Genomic DNA, 18,234 nt, shown 5'->3' with positions numbered 1-18,234 from the left:
ATCCACATAGGCCATGGCCGATTCCGGCCCGTGTTCGGGAAAAGCGGCGCTGTGGTTGGGAAGTGGCTGACCGGGACGGGTGCCGCTGCTCGGCGGCGCGGCGCTACGGCAGTCGGTGGACGGTGCGCGGCTACGCGGTGAAAGTGGCACCGCCGGATCGCGAGTGTGGCTAACTTGGCAGGGTGACCGACGCCTACCTGAGATTCCCCCACCTGCACGCGGACCTGATCACCTTCGTCGCCGAGGACGACGTGTGGTTGGCGCCGGTAGACGGCGGACGGGCGTGGCGCCTGTCGGCTGACCAGGTACCGGTGAGCAACCCGCGGTTCTCCCCGGACGGGACCGGGATCGCCTGGAGCAGCACCCGCGACGTGGAGCCGGAGGTGCACGTCGCGCCGGTGGCCGGTGGGCCGAGCGAGCGGCTGACCTTCTGGGGGGACGTCAACACGGCCGTCACCGGCTGGACCCGCGACGGGCACGTCACCGCGAAGTCCTCCACCGGGCGCGCGTCGATCCGCGCGACCTGGGCCTACGCCATCCCGCTCGACGGCTCGCCCGCCGAGCGGCTGCCTTACGGGCCGCTCGCCTCGCTGGACCTGGCGGCCGAGGGCGGCGTCCTGCTCGGCACCACCATCTCCCGCGAGCCCGCGTGGTGGAAGCGCTACCGCGGCGGCACGATGGGCAAGGTCTGGGCCGACCCGGCTGGCAACGGCGACTTCCGCCGCATTCTGTCCGATGTGGACGGACACATCGTCTGCCCACTGTGGGTCGGCGACCGCGTCGCTTTCCTGTCCGACCACGAGGGCGTCGGCAACCTCTACTCGTGCGCGCCCGATGGCACCGACGTCCGCAAGCACAGCGACCACAGCGGCTTCTACGCCCGCAACGCCACCACCGACGGCACCCGGGTGGTTTACCACCGGGCGGGTGAGATCTGGGTGCTCGACGACCTCGAGGCCGAGCCGAGACAGGTCGAGGTGAAGCTGGGTGGCCCGCGCGGCTCAAGGCAGGTCTACCCGGTGCACGTTGGCCGCAACATTGGCTGGGTAGGGCCAGATCGCACCGGTAGGGCCAGCGCGGTCGAGGTACGCGGAACCGTGCACTGGGTGACCCACCGGGACGGTCCCGTGCGCGCGCTGTCGGTCGAACCCGGTACCCGCGCCCGGCTGCCCCAGGTGCTCGGCTCGACCGGTCAAGCCGTCTGGGTCACCGACGCCGACGGCGAGGACGCGCTGGAGTTCGGGCCGGTCGACGGCCGCGAACCCGGCGTCAGCCCGCGCCGCGTCGCGACCGGCGAGCTGGGCCGGGTGCTGGAGTTGGCCGCGTCCCCCGACGGCAGGCGGGTCGCGGTGGTCACCCACGACGGGCGGCTGCTGCTGGTCGACGCCGACGACGGCGAGGTCCGCGAGATCGCCAAGGCGACCGAGTCCGACCCGACCGGGGTCACCTTCTCCCCGGACTCGGCGTGGCTGGCCTGGTCGCACCCCGGCCCGGACCCGTTGCGGCACATCAAGATGGTCAACACGACCAGCCTCACCGTGGTCGAGGTGACCCCGCTGCGGTTCGTCGACTCCGACCCGGCGTTCACCCTCGACGGCAAGCACCTGGCCTTCCTGTCCTCGCGCAGCTTCGACCCGATCTACGACGTGCACGTGTTCGACGTGTCCTTCGCCAACGGCAGCAGGCCCTACCTGGCGCCGCTGGCCGCGCTGACCCCGTCGCCGTTCGCCCCGGTCCGCGAGGGCAGGGCGTTCTCCGGCGACTCGAGCGCCGATGCCAAGGACGACGACGACGACAAGACCCCGCGCACCTCGGTCGACCTCGAGGGCATCGCCGACCGCGTGGTGTCCTTCCCGGTGCCCGCTGCCCGCTACTCGCGGTTGATCGCGGTCAAGAGCGGCGTCGCCTGGCTGCGCGACCCGCTCACCGGCTCGCTCGGCGACGACCTCGACGACTCCGGCTCGGCCGCGCCGCGCTCGGTGCTCGAGCGCTACGACCTGGCCAAGCTCAAGGTCGACACCCTGGTCGACGGCCTCGACGAGGTGTGGCCGAGCGGGGACGGCAGCCGGATCGTGGTGCGCGACGGCCGGTCGCTGCGGGTGCTGCCCGCCGACCGCAAGGCCGACAACGACGACCACTCCGAGGACAACATCACCGTCGACCTCAGCCGGGTCCGGGTGCGGGTGGACCCGGCGGCCGAGTGGCGGCAGTCCTTCGACGAGACCGGTCGCCTCATGCGCGACCACTTCTGGCGCGCGGACATGAACGGCGTCGACTGGGCCGGGGTGCTCGACACCTACCGCCCGCTGGTCGACGCGATCGGCTCGCACGACGAACTGGTCGACCTGCTCTGGGAGGTGCACGGCGAGCTCGGCACCTCGCACGCCTACGTCCTGCCCACCCGCGGCGGCGGCGACCACCGGCGCAGGCAGGGCCTGCTCGGCGCCGACGTCGGGCGCGACGCCGACGGGGCGTGGCGGATCAGCGCGATCGTGCCGGGGGAGACCTCCGACCCGAAGGCCCGCTCCCCGCTGCGCGCCCCCGGGGTCGGTGTCCGCGAGGGCGACGCGATCATCGCGGTCGACGGCATCACGGTCGACCCCCTACGCGGACCGGCCACGCTTCTGGTCGGCACCGCGGGCACGCCGGTAGAGCTAACGATCGAACCCAAGGGCGGTGGGGCAACCCGGCGCGTGGTGGTCGTACCGCTGCTCGACGACATGCCTTTGCGCTACCAGGCGTGGGTCAACGACCGGCGCGCGCACGTGCATGCCGCTACCGACGGCAGGATCGGCTACCTGCACGTGCCGGACATGGTCGCCAACGGCTGGGCCCAGTTCCACCGGGACCTGCGGCTGGAGATGCGCCGCGACGGCGTCGTCGTCGACCTGCGGGAGAACCGCGGCGGGCACCTGTCGCAGCTGATCGTGGAGAAGCTCAGCCGCCGCATCGTCGGCTGGGGCCGCGCCCGCGACGGCTACTACGAGGAGACCTACCCGCTCGACGCCCCGCGCGGCCCGGTGGTCGCCGTCGCCGACGAGTTCTCCGGCTCCGACGGCGACATCGTCAACGCCGCGATCAAGGCGCTCAAGATCGGCCCGGTCGTCGGCACCCGCACCTGGGGCGGCGTGGTCGGCATCGACATGCGCTACCGGCTGGTCGACGGCACGTTGGTCACCCAGCCGCGGTACGCGACCTGGATGGAGGGCACCGGCTGGGGCATGGAGAACCACGGCGTCGACCCCGACGTCGAGGTCGTCATGCGCCCGCAGGACCACGTGGCGGGCCGCGACCCGCAGTTGGACACCGCCATCGAGATCGCGCTGGACCGGCTGGCCGCCAGCCCGTCGGCCAAGCCGCCCGCCATCCCACCGCTCCACTAGACAGGGGCTGCACTAGGCAGGAGGTCCACTGGGCAGGAGGTCCACTGGGCAGGATGGGGATCATGGGATTCGACAGCGAGACCACCGCCAGGATCCGGGCCAACGAAGCCAACTGGGACGCCCGCACCCCGATCCACGTCGCTTCGCAGTTCTACGACGTGGCGGGGCGCGACCCGAGGGTGTGGTTCGCCGACTTCGAGTGGGACGACCTGGGTGACTTAGCGGGCAAGGACCTCGTCCACCTGCAGTGCCACATCGGCGCCGAGACCATCGCGTTCCCGCCGCTGGGCGCGCGCGTGGTCGGCCTGGACATCTCCGCGGCGTCGGTGCGCGCCGCGGAGGAACTCGCCGAGGCCAAGGGGGTGGCGGTCGAGTACGTCAAAGCCGACGTGCACGCCGCTGTCGCCGCCCTCGGCGAGTCCCGCTTCGACATCGTCTACACCGGCAAGGGCGCCCTCTGCTACGTCCCCGACCTGGCTGTCTGGGCCGAACAAGTAGCAGGCCTCCTCCGCCCGGGCGGCCAGCTGTACATCGTCGAATTCCACCCGCTGCTCAACGCGCTGAGCCCGGTCCCACCCCCGGACGGCAGCGAAGACCTGCTGCTACGCCACGACTACCTCAGCGGCCGGGGTCCCATCGAACGCGACGGCACCCGGACGTACACCGACGGCCCGGAACTGCCCGACGCGAAGGTCTCCTTCGAGTGGCAGCACAGCATCGGGGACGTCGTCACCGCGCTGGTCGGGGCGGGTCTGCGGATCTCCCGGCTGCGCGAGACCGAACAGCTGCCCTGGCCCCGCTGGTCGACGATGACCAGTGCAGGCGGGTGGTTCTCGCTGCCGGAGCACGCGCCCCGGATCCCGCTGATCTACGCCCTGCAGGCGGTCAAGCCGTAGCCGGTCGATTCCGCCGCTGGTCACGGCCTCGCTCCCCAGCCGGGGGAGCGAGGCCGCGCCGCGCTGGCTTACTGGCCGAGTGGTAGCTGATCTCCGCGTGAGCCTGGTCAATTCCGCAGGCGTCGTCGCTGGTCACGGCCCCGCTCACCGGCCGCCGGAGTGAGGCAGCGGCCGAGCACCGCTCGCGAGCACGTAGCCTGGTTTTCGTGGCCGCCACTCCGACACCCCAGCCGACCACGCTGTCCATCCCGTTGGAACCGACTCCCGGGCCCCGGCGTGGACGTGGTGTCCGAGTGCTCGCCCGGTTCGCCCTGGTCGCCTTCCTGGTCGCCCTCGCGGCCGGGACCGTGCTGCTGCTCGACGACGGTGACCCGCCGCCGCAACCCAAGCGGTTCGCGGTGACCGAGTTGCCGGTGCGCCGCGGCGAGGAGCCGCCCCGGGCGAACCCGGTGCCCGAGCAGGAGCTCGACGCCTGGGTCGACCGGTTGGCCGGCGCCACCGACATCCCGCGGCGGACCCTGCTCGCCTACGCCAAGGCCGAGATCGCCACCAGGCAGCGCGTTCCCCGCTGCAACATCACCTGGGCCACCCTCGCGGGCGTCGGCCGCGTCGAGTCGCACCACGGCCGCTACGGCGGCGCCCAGATCAACGACGACGGCACGCTCACCAAGCCGATCATCGGGGTGCCGCTGGACGGATCCCCCGGCGTCCAAGCCATCCCGGACACCGATGGCGGCACTTTGGACGGTGACCCCCAGTGGGACCGCGCCGTGGGCTCGATGCAGTTCCTGCCCACCACCTGGTCCCGCTGGTCGCTGCGCGCCACCGGGGACGGCGCGCCGCCCAACCCGCAGAACGTGGACGACTCGGCGCTCACCGCCGCCAACTACCTCTGCGCCTCCGGCGGCGACCTCGCCACCGGTGCGGGCTGGTGGAAGGCGGTCCTCACCTACAACGAGTCCACCCGCTACGCCCAGTCCGTCTACAGCGGAGCCGCCGCTTACTCCCGCGTGGCGGGCTGACCAGCGCAGTCGCCGGTCGGCCAGTTCGGGGCCAGCAGCACCAACGCCTCGTCACCGAAGGGGTTCACGCCCGGTCCCTTCGCCAGGGAGTGGGCGACCAGTGCGTGCAGGCACTTCACCCGCCCCGGCATCCCACCGGCGGTCACCTGCGTCCCCAACGAGTCCAGCGCGTCCCGCTCGTCCAAATAGGACTGGTGCGCGGCCGTGTACGCGGCGGCGAGGGCCTCGTCGGTCGCCAACCGCTCGGTCATCTCGCGCATGACCCCCGTCGTCTCCAGCGTGGAGATCGCGGCGGCGAGCCGGGAACAGGTCAAGTAGTACAGCGTCGGGAACGGCGTGCCGTCCTCCAAGCGCGGGTTGGTCTGGATGACGGCCGGGTGCCCGGACGGGCAGCGCGCGGCGACGGCCCTGATCGCGCGCGGCTGGCGGCCCAGCTGTTCGGCGATGGTCGTCAGGTCGGCGGGGTCGACGGTCACCGGCCCGTCACCGAGTCCCACAGGTTCTCGTACCAAGCCTGCTGCGGCGCCGGTTTCCCGTGCGCACCCGAGGACTGCGCGGTCGCCGGGTCGCTGGGGAGCTCGACCATGTAGGGGGTTTCTCCTGGCATCACGTAGCGCAGTCTCTCGCGGGCCTGGGCGCGGATCTGCTCCGGGTCCGACAGCCGCTCCTTGCGCCGGGTGAGCTCGTCCACCTCGGCGCGCAGTTCCCGCTGCCGCTGCTCGGTGACCTCGATCTCCGAGCGCTGCGACAGGTAGTTGCGCAGCGGCACCGCGACGCTCAGGGCCAGCGCGCAGACGACGGTCGCCACGACCGCGGCCCGCCGGGTGGTGGACAGGCCGAGGATGCCCTTGCGCTTGCGCCGGGCCGGGGACTGCTGCTCCCCGGCCGGTTGCGCGGTGGTCGGGCGCGTGCGCCGCACGCGTGCGGGCCTGCGGGCGACGGGGTCACGTCGCCCTCGGCCTCGTTCGGTGCCGCGCCCGACCATCTGCCTCAGGACTCCGGGGTGAAGCGGGGGAAGGCGAGGTCACCGGCGTAGCGGGCGGCGTCGCCGAGGGTCTCTTCGATGCGCAGGAGCTGGTTGTACTTGGCGGTGCGCTCGCCGCGGGCCGGGGCGCCGGTCTTGATCTGGCCGACGCCGGTGGCCACGGCCAGGTCGGCGATGGTGGTGTCCTCGGTCTCGCCGGAGCGGTGGCTCATCATGCTGCGGTACCCGTACGAGGTGGCCAGCGTGATGGCGTCCAGCGTCTCCGAGAGGGTGCCGATCTGGTTGACCTTCACCAGCAGCGCGTTCGCGGCGCGGCGGGCGATGCCCTCCTCGAGCCGGTCCGGGTTGGTGACGAACAGGTCGTCGCCGACGAGCTGCACGCGCTCGCCGATCTCGGCGGTCAGCCGGACCCAGCCGTCCCAGTCGTCCTCCGACAGCGGGTCCTCGATCGACACCAGCGGGTAGTCGTTGACCAGCTCGGTGTAGTACGCGGTCAGCTGCTCGGCGCTCTTCTTCGCGCCCTCGAAGGTGTAGGCGCCGTCGCTGTGGAACTCGGTGGCGGCCACGTCGAGGGCCAGCGCGATGTCGCGGCCCGCGGTGAAGCCCGCCTTCTCGATGGCGACCAGGATCAGGTCGAGCGCCTCGCGGTTGTTCGTCAGGCTCGGCGCGAACCCGCCCTCGTCGCCCAGGCCGGTGGCCAGGCCCTTGGACTTCAGCACCGACTTGAGCGAGTGGTAGACCTCGGTGCCCCAGCGCAGCGCCTCGCGGAAGCTCTCCGCGCCGATCGGGGCGACCATGAACTCCTGGATGTCCACATCGGTGTCGGCGTGCGCGCCGCCGTTGAGGATGTTGAGCATCGGCACCGGCAGCACGTGCGCGTTCGGGCCGCCCAGGTAGCGGAACAGCTCCAGGCCGCTGGAGTCGGCGGCGGCCTTGGCCACCGCGAGCGACACGCCGAGGATGGCGTTGGCGCCGAGGCGGGACTTGTCCGGGGTGCCGTCCAGGTCGACCAGCTTCTGGTCCACGATCCGCTGGTCGACCGCGTCGACGCCCTGCAGCTCGGGGCCGATCTCGTCGAGCACGGCGGTGACGGCCTTCTCCACGCCCTTGCCGAAGTACCGGTTGGGGTCGCCGTCGCGCAGCTCCACGGCCTCGTGCTCACCGGTGGAGGCACCCGAGGGCACCGCGGCGCGGGCCAGCGTCCCGTCGTCGAGCGCGACCTCCACCTCGACGGTGGGGTTACCCCGCGAATCCAGGATCTCGCGCGCGCCGACCTGCTCGATGACAGCCACGTCGTACTCCTCACAGCGTTTTCGACTACTCCGGGTTGAGCCTAGCGGTGCTCCAGCCCGGTCGGACCCGAACACGAGCGGGGGATCGCTCACATCGTGGAGCGAGATGTTCTGGGGTCGAACAACCGCCCCTGCCCGCGTAGAGTTGATCTGACTATGACCCAGGAACCTGCCGAGGTGTTCGCGGCGTTCCGCCACGCGGAGTCACTGGTGGCGCGGCGCAGGCCGCTGGACGCCCTGGCCGCGCTGGCCCCGGTGCTGGCGGCCGAGCCGGACGCGCCGAGCGTGCACCTGCTCGCGGGCCGGGCCTACCTCAACTCCGCGCAGCTGCGGCGCGCGGAGGAGGCGTTCCTGCGGGTCCTCGAGCTCGACCCGTCCGACCACTACGCCCGCTTCGCCCTCGGCAAGACCCTGCAGCGGCAGAGCAGGCTCACCGAGGCGCAGACCCAGCTGCGGATGGCGGTGGCGATGAACCCGCTGCCGGAGTACCAGGAGGCGCTCGGTGAGGTGAGCGCCCGGATAGCGGTCGAGGGCGACCGCTGAGCGAGCGGTTTCCGGCCATCACCGGCGGTGCTCACCCGGTGTCGGCGAAGATGTCCCGGTCCCTGTCCCGATACCGGCCGACGGGAGAATCCGGAGGATGAGCATCCAAGAAGAAGCGCAGCGGTTGAACGGCGTCGCCGACCGCGTCCCGGTCAACGCCACCCAGCAGTTCCTCAGCGAGTTGAGCAACATCGGTGCCGAGGTGTCGTCGATCCTGGGCAGCACCTCCACCGCGGGCAACATCAGCAACCTGCTGCACCAGGCCGAGTCGCACGCCGACGCGCTCAACCAGGCACTGCAGCAAGCTCGCCAAGCCATCCAAGAAGCGGCCCAGCACCACCTGACCGGCTGATCCCGCCGCGCCGCCGACCGGCTCAGCTGGTCGGCGGCCACCACCGCGCGGGCAGCACGTGCCCAGCGGCAAGGCGCTGTCCGGCAAGTCAGGCACGCGCTATCGGCGCCCGCGCGGCCCCTGGCCGCACGGGCGGAAAGCCCAAGTACAACCCGGTACGTGCGGCTTCCCGTCCGCGCGCCCAGCGACCACGCGGATCACCGATCCCACGCACCAGACCTGCAGGGCAGCGCCTAGGGCGTCACCCGGTCCACCAGCTCGCGCGCGGGCACGTCGCGGGGCAGCACGCCGAGCACGCCGGACCGGTCGGCCAGCCGCGCCGCGATGAAAGCCTCTCCGACCCAGGGCGACACGCGCAGCAGCAGGCTGGCCTGCAAGCACAACGCGATCAGCTCGGCGATCCGGCGGGCCCGCTGCTGATCGACCTCGGCGAGCTCGTCGCGCAACCGGGCCACCGCTTCGTCCAACCGGCGATCGGCCCCGGCGGTCGTCGCCAATTCGGCCCACAACGCGTCCACCGCCGCCGGTTCGCGCTGGACCGCACGCAACACGTCCAGCGCCGTCACGTTCCCGGAGCCCTCCCAGATGGACATCAGCGGCGCTTCGCGGTAAAGCCGGGGTAGTCCCGATTCTTCGACGTATCCGTTGCCGCCCAAGCATTCCAGTGCCTCGGCGACCACGAACGGCGCCCGCTTGCACACGTAGAACTTCGCGGCGGGCAGCGCCAGCCGCGCCACCGGGGACGGTTTGTCCACAAGGGACGCGAGCCAGATCGACAGCACCGTCGCGGCTTCGGACTCCAGGGCGAGGTCGGCCAGCACGGCCGTCATCGCGGGTTGGTCGCGCAGCAGCGCGCCGAACGCGGACCGGTGCGCGCCGTGGTGGGCCGCCTCGGTCAGCGCCGCGCGGATGTTCGAAGTGGACCCGAGGACGCAATCGAGCCGGGTCATCGTGACCATCTCGATGATGGTCCGCACCCCGCGGCCCTCATCGCCGACCCGCCACCCCGTGGCGCCGGTGTACTCCAGCTCCGCGGAGGCATTGGACTTGTTGCCCAGCTTGTCCTTCAACCGTTGCAGGCGCAGTGCGTTGCGGGTGCCGTCTGGGAGCACCCGCGGCAGCACAAAGCAAGTGAGGCCGCCGGGCGCCTGCGCCAAGGTCAAGAACAGGTCGTTCATCGGCGCCGAGGTGAACCACTTGTGGCCCACCAAGCGGTAAGTACCGTCGCTCGAAGGGGTTGCTGTGGTCGAGTTCACACGGACGTCGGAGCCGCCTTGTTTCTCCGTCATCGACATCCCCGCGAGCAGCCCGGACTTGATCTCCGGGGCCCGCAGCCCGGGGTCGTAGGTCGACGACAGCAGACCCGGCTCGTAGCGCGCGGCGATCTCCGGTTCGTGGCGCAGCGCGGGGATGGCCGCGTAGGTCATGGAGATCGGGCAACCGTGGCCCGCCTCCACCTGTGACCACAGCGTGAAAGCCGCCGCGCGGCGCAGGTGCGCGTGCTCGCCCGCGTCCGCGGCCCACGGCGCGGCGTGCAGCCCGTGTGCGACAGCGCGTGACATCAGCCAGTGCCACGAGGGGTGGAACTCGACCTCGTCCACCCGGTTGCCGTAGCGGTCGTGCGTGCGCAGCACCGGAGGGTGCTCATTGGCCAACCGTCCGTGTTCGCGGGAATCCTCAGCTCCGGCCTCCGCCGCGACGTCGGCCAGCGAGTCGAGCACCGCGGCCGACCCGTACGCGCGCACCGCGCTGACCAGCGCCGGGTCACACCCGAGGGGGTTGTGGCGATGCAACGGGGGCGTCTGGTTGACCACGTCGTGGGTGCGGTCAAGCTGGCGCGCGGCTGGCTCGATGGCGGTCACTACCCGAGGGTAACCGGACGCCGGGGGCAACCGGGAGGGCCGCGCGTTACGTCCCAGACGTGGTCGAGCGGACCAAACCTTCTGCACCAGGGTTAACAACGGACGGACGTAAGGGCGGCAGCTGACGACTTCTGGACCCTTTTACCGAGGTTCTGCCTGCCGACGATGACTCTGAGGCTGAGATGAGGCAGGGTAGATGACCGGAGACGCGAGTAGGGGTCGGCGGCAGCCGGCGGGCACACAACCGAGGGGCGGGGTTTCACGGTGGGTTTGAAGACCGGGGGCAGGAAGGCGGGCAAGCACCGGCAGCAGTCCAAGCGCAGACGCGGTGCGGCAGCGGCGGCGGGCGCACTGCTGTTCGTTCCGGTCGTCGCCGCTGGTGAGCCGGTGGACCTGGCGGGCGCGGACACCGCGAGCGAGGTCGCGCTGGCGAAGGGCATCGGTGGTGGGCTGTTCGGCCTGACCGACCCGAGCGAGGTCGGCGCGGACGGGTCGGCGCCGGAGAACGCGGAGCTGGGCAAGCAGATCCTCGCGCTCGCGGGTACCCCTGAACTGCTCAAGTACACGGCCGGTCCCGCGGTGACCGTGCCCGGCGGGCCCAACGGCATCCCGGGCACCATGCTGCAGGCCTACATGCGCGCCGCGCAGACGATGGCGACCACCACGCCCGGCTGCCACCTCGACTGGCCGCTGCTGGCCAGCATCGGCCGCATCGAGTCCAACCACGCCCGCGGCGGCCAGGTCGACGCGAGCGGCAAGACCGCGCACCCGATCCTGGGCCCGGTCCTCAACGGCGGCGGCTTCGCGGCGATCAGCGACACCGACGGCGGCCGCTACGACGGCGACGCCAGGTGGGACCGCGCGGTCGGCCCGATGCAGTTCATCCCGTCGACCTGGAAGGGCTACGCCTCCGACGGCAACGCCGACGGCCAGACCGACCCGAACAACATCTACGACGCGACCCTCGGCGCGGGCAAGTACCTGTGCTCCGGTGGTTTGGACCTGGCCAACGCGCAGCACCGCGCGACCGCCGTGTTCCGCTACAACCACTCCGACAGCTACGTCCGCACCGTCCTGATCTGGGCCGACGCCTACGCCAAGGGCGTCACCCCCCTGCCCAGCACCCCGGTCGACCGGACCGACCAGCTGGCCATCCCCGCCCCGATCACCCCCACCCCGCAGGGCACCCTCCCGCCCGTGGACGGCGTGGCCCCGACGCAGCCCCCGAGCACCCCCCCGGCGATCACCACCACGCCCCCGGGCTCGAGCGTCCCCAGCACCACCACCACGACCACGACGACGACCACCGTGCCCAGCACGACCACCACCACCCCAGACCCCACCACCACAACGACCACAACCCCCACGTGCGTCGACCCAACCACCACCACCCCCACGCCAACCCCCACCACGACCACCACCCCCGACCCCTGCGCCCCCGCCACCCCCGCGGTGACCCCCACCGGCGCAGCAGGCTCCTCAGTGGTACCGACGCCGTAGTTGGCTGTAGCTACAACCGCCCCGCTCATCTCCTTGAGCGGGGCGGTTTTTCTTTCTTCCGACTTCACTGTCCTGAATGGACCACATCTTTCTGGACACCCGGAAACCCTTGTGCCACCTCAACCTGCCAACCCAGCCCCCGACACCCGGAACTCGCTAGCTCCACCCCATCCCACGCAAGATCATCTGCCGCAAGAGCCCCCGATATGCAGCCTATTGACTGATCCCGACAGAACCGGGGCAGCGATCAGGGCCTGTGGACAACGGAACACGTTGTGGACAACCACCCGTCAGCCCACACGGCCCAGCCCCCTGGACACTCGGACCCGTCGGTGCCAACTCAGCTGCCGTCAGGTCCGCCCAGCCCACCCACTCAGCCCCTGAACACTCGGACCCGGCGGTGCCAGCCCGCGCTCCCCGTCAGGTCCGCCTCAGCCCACCTGATCAGCCCCGGACACTCGGAAGATCCGGTGCCAGCCCAGCCCGCTCTCGGCTGCCCTGCCAACCCAGCCCGGCGGCCGTCGGAGTCGCTGGTGCCAAGTGCTCGATGGGGTGGACCTGTTTTGTGTGGGGGGACGGCAGCCGTAGCGTCGTTCAGCGGCAGGGCCTGCTTTTGGGCCCCTGCTTTGCGGTTCTGCCACGGGTGTCGTAGGGGCCCCGCGCAAAACAGGTCCACCGCATCGAGCAAAGCTCGAAAATCGCGGATCGGGCCCGAGGTTGCCGCTAGGCAACGAGGCGTCCGATGCGGGTCGCCGAGCTCGCCGCCAGGCGACGAGGCCGACCCCCGGAGCCACCGAATCCCTTGCCCCGCAACACCAACCCCGGCCTACGCCAAGATCAACCTGATCGAAAGCCCCCAAATACACAGCCTACCGACGCACGCCGACACAGCGGGAGCGGCGACCAACGCCCTGTGGACACTCAGATCGGTTGTGGACAACCCATCCACCACAACCACTCCCGCAAGATCATCTGCCACAAGCGCCCCCGATATACAGCCTACCGAGGAGGCCCGACAAATCGGGAGCAGCGACCGCTCCCTGTGGACAGCACCAGCCCTTGTGGGCAGCTCCGAGGACAACTCCGCGCACCCAAGCTCGACAACCCGCACCACCCGAGTTCGACCCGCGCCCCAGGGTCAACAACCCCTCGGACTCACCAGCCGCCCACCCTCAAGGCCCCCACCCCGCGAACAACTACCCCGCAAACAGCCCCCGTCAACAACCACCCCACTAACCACCACTCACGCCAACAACCACCGCCAACCCCACCCGCCAACAATCAGCCCCCCACTACGCACAGCAACCACCCCAACGCGCCAAGCAACCTCAAATCCTCAACAAATGGCAAACGGTAAATGCGCCACTCCCCGTCAACCCATTGACACCCCGTGCCCCCACTTCCCCGAACCGGTGAATCCACCACCCCCGAGCGAATCGCGTCCCCCGCGAATGCACCCGACGAAAGTCTGATCACCCGGGCCCGACACGACGCTTTAAAAAACCGAAGCATAGGCTCGTGGGCATGAGCAGAGTCGCTGCCATCGACTGCGGTACGAACTCGATCCGCCTGCTGGTCGCCGAGGCGAGCACCGGGCACGACGGGACGACCGCGTTGCGGGATCTGCACCGCGAGATGCGGGTCGTGCGGCTCGGCCAGGGCGTTGACGCGACCGGGGTGCTGGCGGCGGAGGCCATTGAGCGGACCAGGGCTGCCCTGGTCGACTACGTCGGGGTGCTGCGCCGCAAGGGGGTCGAGCGGGTGCGGATGGTGGCCACCTCGGCCACCAGGGACGCCGCGAACCGGGCTGAGTTCTTCGCCATGACCGCCGCGGTGCTGGGGGTGGAGGCCGAGGTCATCAGCGGGGCCGAGGAGGCCGAGCTGTCCTTCCTGGGCGCCGTCGGCGAGCTGGACCCCGATGACGGTCCGTATCTGGTGGCCGATGTCGGGGGTGGGTCGACCGAGCTGGTGCTGGGGACCTGGGACGGCGCCGAAGCCCGCTTCGACGGCGCTAAATCCGTGGACGTCGGGTGCGTCCGGCTGACCGAGCGCGCGCTGCTGTCCGACCCGCCGACACCGGCCGAGGTCGCCGAGGCGCAGGCCGTCGCCGAGCGGGTGCTCGACGAGGCGTTCGCGCAGGTCCCGGTGGCCAAGGCGCGCACGTGGGTCGGCGTGGCGGGCACCGTGACCACGCTGGCGGCGATCCACCTGGGCCTGTCCGAGTACGACCCGGACCGGATCCACCTGAGCCGGATCCCGTTCGACGGGATCGAGTCCATCACCGCCCGCCTGCTCACCACGGGTCACCGCGAACGCGCCGCCATCGGGGCCATGCACCCCGGCCGGGTGGACGTGATCGGCGGTGGTGCCGTGGTCGTCAGGGCCCTGGCCAGGCGCGTCGCGCTGGAGACGGAGATCACAAGCCTGCTGGTCAGCGAGCACGACATTCTGGACGGCATCGCGCTGTCGCTCGCTAAGGTCGATGACCGGCGGTGACAAGCGCCAATACATCGCATAGCAGTCACAACAATGACCTGACACAGAACCGCCAACGACAAACTGTTCGGTTACCGGTCACTCTCCGATGAGACCATCCCCCAAACGGATGAACTACGTCTGATTGTGACTCGTTTGTGACGTCGTCGATCGCCTGCTGACTCACCCCTCCGGTTAACTTCCACTCACTTTCGGAGCGGGCGGTTCCGCTCCGCGATCGACGACTGCCGTTGGCGTACCAAGCCTGAGCACGTCGAACTAGCCTGGGAGGAGACCCATGCGCAAACCACGCTGGATAGCGGCATCGGTGATGCCGCTTGCACTCGCGCTCACAATCGCGGGTTGTGGCGGTGGCAGCGAAGACAGCGGCAGCAACGGCAACACCGGCGGCAGCACTGGCGCCAGTGACCCGGACGGCGCCCTGTCGGCCTTCGGGACCGAGCCGGAGAACCCGCTCATCCCCGGTAACACCACCGAGAGCGGCGGCAGCAAGGTCATCCGCTCCCTGTTCACCGGTCTGACCAGGTACGACCCGGTGACCGGCGAGTCGAAGAACGCCGTGGCCGAGAAGATCGACACGACCGACTCCAAGGTCTACACGATCAAGCTGAAGTCCGGCTGGAAGTTCCACGACGGCACCCCGGTGAAGGCCAAGAACTTCGTCGACGCCTGGAACTTCACCGCCGCCAGCCCCAACGGGCAGCAGGGCGCGAGCTTCTTCGAGCAGGTCCAGGGCTACAAGGACGTGCACACCGAGGACCCGGACGGCACCGCTGGCCCGCAGAAGGCCCCGGAGCCGACCGCGAAGGAGATGTCCGGCCTCAAGGTCGTCGACGACTCCACCTTCGAGGTCACCCTGAACGCCCCGTTCGCGGTCTTCCCGCTGAAGCTGGGCTACAACCCGTTCTTCCCGCTGCCGGACTCGTTCTTCAGCGACCAGAAGGCGTTCGAGGCCAAGCCGGTCGGCAACGGGCCGTTCAAGTTCGTCTCGCGCAAGCCCAACGCCGAGATCGTGCTGACCCGCAACGACGACTACGCCGGTGACGACAAGCCGAAGTTCAAGGACCTCACGTTCAAGATCTTCGAGTCGAACGAGGCCGCCTACACCGCCATCGTCGGTGGTGACCTGGACTTCCTGGACACCATCCCGCCGACCGGCATCGCCGGTGGCAAGTACAAGCAGGACCTCGAGGGCCGCAACGGGTCGACCCCGTACATGGGCAACCAGACCCTGACCTTCCCGTACTACGACCCGACGTACGCCAACGTCGACCTGCGCAAGGCGCTGTCGCTGGCGATCAACCGCCAGGAGATCGTCGACAAGATCTTCGACGGCACCCGCATCCCGGCCGACGGCTGGGTCAACCCGGCTGTCCCCGGCTACGCCAAGGGCCAGTGCGGCGACCTGTGCACCTACAACCCGGAGAAGGCCAAGGAGTACCTGGCCAAGTCCGGCTTCAAGGGCACCGTCAAGTTCTCCACCAACGCTGACGGTGGGCACAAGGACTGGATGACCGCGACCTGCAACAGCATCAAGAACGCGCTGGGCATCGAGTGCCTCTACGAGCCCATCCCGACCTTCGCCGAGACTCGGCAGAAGATCAACGCTCGGCAGATGAACGCGATCTTCCGCACCGGCTGGATCGCCGACTACCCGTCGATCGAGAACTTCCTCAACCAGCTCTACCGCACCGGCGCGTCCTCCAACGACGGTGAGTACAGCAACCCCAAGCTCGACGAGATCCTGGGTCGCGCGGACTCGGCGCCCAGCGTCGACGAGGCGAACAAGCTGTACCAGGAGGGCGAGCGCATCCTGGCCGAGGACTTCCCGGTCATCCCGCTGTGGAACCAGACCGCCCAGTACGGCTGGTCCGAGCGGCTCGACGGTGCCCGCCTCACCTCGCTGCGTGAACTGGACCTGACCAACGTGACGGTCAAGAAGAAGTAGTTCGCACCAGTTCCACTCCGGGCCGGGGGTGCGGCGATCCCGCGCCCCCGGCCCGGAGTCAGGTTGGGAGAGACAATGGGACGCTACGTCCTCCGACGACTGCTACAGCTGATCCCGGTGTTCATCGGGACCACCTTCCTGATCTACTGGCTGGTCTGGAGCCTGCCCGGGGACCCGTTCTCCGGCAAGTGCGGCGACCGCCCCTGCCCCGACTCCTACGTCGCGGCCATGGTCGAGAAGTTCAACTTCGACGACCCGCTGGTCGTGCAGTACGGCAAGTACATGCTCAACGTCCTGCAGGGCAACTTCGGCGAGACCTTCCGCGGCCTCGACGTCGGTGAGCTCATCGGCGAGGCCTACCCGAACACCATCCGCCTCGCCCTCGTCGCGCTCGCCATCGAGGCCGTCATCGGCCTGGCCGCTGGCGTGCTCACCGGTCTGCGCGGCCGCGGGTTCCTGGACAACCTCGTGCTGGTGTCCACCCTGTTCCTGATCTCGCTGCCGGTGTTCGTCACCGGGTTCGTCCTGCAGATCACGCTCGGGTTCGAGCTCAAGTGGATCAAGACCACGGTCTCGGCGTCACCAGCGCCGTGGGAGCACCTCATCGTGCCCGGATTCGTCCTCGGCAGCCTGTCCATGGCCTACGTGACCAGGTTGACCCGGACCTCCATCGCGGAGAACAAGCGCGCGGACTACGTCCGCACGGCGACCGCCAAGGGCCTGCGCCAGCGGCGCGTGGTCGGCGTGCACCTGCTGCGCAACTCCGCCATCCCCGTGGTGACGTTCCTCGGTACCGACCTGGGCGCCCTCATGGGCGGCGCCATCGTCACCGAGGGCATCTTCGACATCAAAGGCATCGGCAGCCTCGTCTACGACGGCATCCTCGGCAAGGAAGGGGTAACGGTCACCGGCGTCGTCACGCTGCTGGTGATGGTCTACCTGTTGTCGAACTTGCTGGTGGACCTGCTCTATGCCGTCCTCGACCCAAGGATCCGCTATGACTGACCCGAGCACCGCGAGCGCGGTGACGACCGCTCCGGAGGAGTTCGTCACCGCCGCCGAGCACGCCGAGGTCAAGGGCAACAAGCCCCGCAGCCTCGCCTCCGACGCCTGGCACGACCTGCGCAGGCGGCCGCTGTTCCTGGTGTCCGCGGCCCTGATCCTGCTCGTGCTGCTCATGTCGTTCTGGCCGAGCCTGTTCACCTCGGTGGACCCGAACTACGCCGAGCTGAGCAAGAGCCGCGAAGGGCCCTCCGGGGCCGCCTGGTTCGGCTACGACAACCAGGGCTACGACCTGTTCTCCCGTACGATCTACGGGAGCCGGGCCTCGATCATCGTCGGTGTGGCGGCGACCCTGCTCACCGTGCTGATCGGCTCGACCTTCGGCCTGCTCGCCGGCTACTACGGCGGCTGGCTCGACGGGCTCATGTCGCGCATCGCCGACGTGTTCTTCGGCCTGCCGTTCGTCCTGGGCGCCATCGTCATCCTGTCCAGCTTCCGCTCCAGCGGCGACACGAGCCCGACCCAGATCATCCTGCTGGTGGTGCTCTCGATCTCGATCCTGTCCTGGCCGGTGTGCATGCGGATCATGCGGTCGGCGGCCATCGCGGCCAAGCAGCAGGACTACGTCAAGGCGGCCCGCGCCCTGGGCGCGAGCACCTCGCGGATCATCCTGCGGCACATGCTGCCCAACGCCGTGGCCCCGGTGCTGGTCTACGCGACCATCGCGCTCGGCGCGTTCATCGGCGCGGAGGCGACGCTGTCGTTCCTGGGCATCGGCCTGCGCGCGCCGGTCGTGTCCTGGGGCGTGATGATCTCCGACTCGCGCGACGTGATCCGGGTAGCCCCGCACAGCCTGCTGTTCCCAGCCGCGTTCCTGACCGCGACCGTGCTCGCCTTCGTGATGCTCGGCGACGCCGTGCGCGAAGCGCTGGACCCCAAGGCGAGGTAGCGCC

General features: G+C 70.0%; 14 protein-coding genes. 10 read left to right on the top strand and 4 right to left on the bottom strand.

All coding sequences use genetic code 11. The annotated features are described in order from the left end of the window. Positions 1–182: 182 nt before the first annotated feature. From LV75_RS20600 to LV75_RS20590, 3 genes are all read left to right on the top strand, one after another. Positions 183–3,383: a S41 family peptidase gene (locus LV75_RS20600; protein ID WP_253888614.1), complete on the top strand. Its 3,201-nt coding sequence runs from the start codon at positions 183–185 to the stop codon at positions 3,381–3,383. Between the two features lie 62 nt (positions 3,384–3,445). Further along, on the top strand, positions 3,446–4,279 hold the full coding sequence (locus LV75_RS20595; RefSeq protein ID WP_253888612.1) for a class I SAM-dependent methyltransferase: 834 nt from the start codon (positions 3,446–3,448) through the stop codon (positions 4,277–4,279). A gap of 206 nt (positions 4,280–4,485) precedes the next feature. Then, positions 4,486–5,301: a lysozyme family protein gene (locus tag LV75_RS20590; protein ID WP_253888611.1), complete on the top strand. Its 816-nt coding sequence runs from the start codon at positions 4,486–4,488 to the stop codon at positions 5,299–5,301. Here LV75_RS20590 and LV75_RS20585 read toward each other — a convergent pair. The 3 genes from LV75_RS20585 to eno form a co-directional block, all read right to left on the bottom strand. Next, a complete protein-coding gene (locus LV75_RS20585) occupies positions 5,280–5,798 on the bottom strand; it encodes a DUF501 domain-containing protein (RefSeq protein ID WP_253888610.1) in 519 nt (172 codons plus the stop codon). The genes LV75_RS20590 and LV75_RS20585 overlap by 22 nt on opposite strands. Continuing rightward, the gene (locus tag LV75_RS20580; protein WP_253888609.1) at positions 5,774–6,220 is read right to left on the bottom strand and encodes an FtsB family cell division protein; all 447 of its coding nucleotides are present in this window, start codon (positions 6,218–6,220) and stop codon (positions 5,774–5,776) included. Before LV75_RS20580 ends, LV75_RS20585 begins: the two co-directional genes overlap by 25 nt. A gap of 71 nt (positions 6,221–6,291) precedes the next feature. Beyond that, the gene (gene eno / locus LV75_RS20575) at positions 6,292–7,578 is read right to left on the bottom strand and encodes a phosphopyruvate hydratase (protein WP_253888607.1); all 1,287 of its coding nucleotides are present in this window, start codon (positions 7,576–7,578) and stop codon (positions 6,292–6,294) included. 156 nt (positions 7,579–7,734) lie between these two features. Here eno and LV75_RS20570 point away from each other — a divergent pair, with 156 nt between their 5' ends. Next, positions 7,735–8,121 (top strand): tetratricopeptide repeat protein, encoded by a 387-nt coding sequence (locus LV75_RS20570; protein ID WP_253888606.1) that lies wholly within the window; start codon positions 7,735–7,737, stop codon positions 8,119–8,121. A 97-nt stretch (positions 8,122–8,218) separates the two neighbouring features. Then, positions 8,219–8,473: a hypothetical protein gene (locus LV75_RS20565; protein ID WP_204450334.1), complete on the top strand. Its 255-nt coding sequence runs from the start codon at positions 8,219–8,221 to the stop codon at positions 8,471–8,473. A 233-nt stretch (positions 8,474–8,706) separates the two neighbouring features. Here LV75_RS20565 and LV75_RS20560 read toward each other — a convergent pair whose 3' ends face one another. Then, positions 8,707–10,335 (bottom strand): acyl-CoA dehydrogenase family protein, encoded by a 1,629-nt coding sequence (locus LV75_RS20560; RefSeq protein WP_253888604.1) that lies wholly within the window; start codon positions 10,333–10,335, stop codon positions 8,707–8,709. A 264-nt stretch (positions 10,336–10,599) separates the two neighbouring features. Between LV75_RS20560 and LV75_RS20555 the strand changes: the two genes are divergently transcribed. The 5 genes from LV75_RS20555 to LV75_RS20535 all read left to right on the top strand — a co-directional run bounded on the left by LV75_RS20555 (position 10,600) and on the right by LV75_RS20535 (position 18,230). Then, the gene (locus LV75_RS20555) at positions 10,600–11,835 is read left to right on the top strand and encodes a lytic transglycosylase domain-containing protein (RefSeq protein WP_253888603.1); all 1,236 of its coding nucleotides are present in this window, start codon (positions 10,600–10,602) and stop codon (positions 11,833–11,835) included. 1,524 nt (positions 11,836–13,359) lie between these two features. Then, positions 13,360–14,331, top strand: a complete 972-nt coding sequence (locus LV75_RS20550; RefSeq protein WP_253888602.1) for a Ppx/GppA phosphatase family protein — start codon at positions 13,360–13,362, stop codon at positions 14,329–14,331. A 277-nt stretch (positions 14,332–14,608) separates the two neighbouring features. Further along, positions 14,609–16,279 (top strand): peptide ABC transporter substrate-binding protein, encoded by a 1,671-nt coding sequence (locus tag LV75_RS20545; RefSeq protein WP_253888601.1) that lies wholly within the window; start codon positions 14,609–14,611, stop codon positions 16,277–16,279. Positions 16,280–16,354: 75 nt separating this feature from the next. Next, positions 16,355–17,284: an ABC transporter permease gene (locus tag LV75_RS20540; protein WP_253888599.1), complete on the top strand. Its 930-nt coding sequence runs from the start codon at positions 16,355–16,357 to the stop codon at positions 17,282–17,284. Then, positions 17,277–18,230, top strand: a complete 954-nt coding sequence (locus LV75_RS20535; protein ID WP_253888598.1) for an ABC transporter permease — start codon at positions 17,277–17,279, stop codon at positions 18,228–18,230. Before LV75_RS20540 ends, LV75_RS20535 begins: the two co-directional genes overlap by 8 nt. The last annotated feature ends 4 nt before the right edge of the window (positions 18,231–18,234 follow it).

The organism is Actinokineospora diospyrosa (assembly GCF_024171925.1).
Lineage (GTDB): Bacteria > Actinomycetota > Actinomycetes > Mycobacteriales > Pseudonocardiaceae > Actinokineospora > Actinokineospora diospyrosa.
Note: the sequence above shows the minus strand (reverse complement) of the source record. Positions and strands in the feature narration are given on the sequence as shown.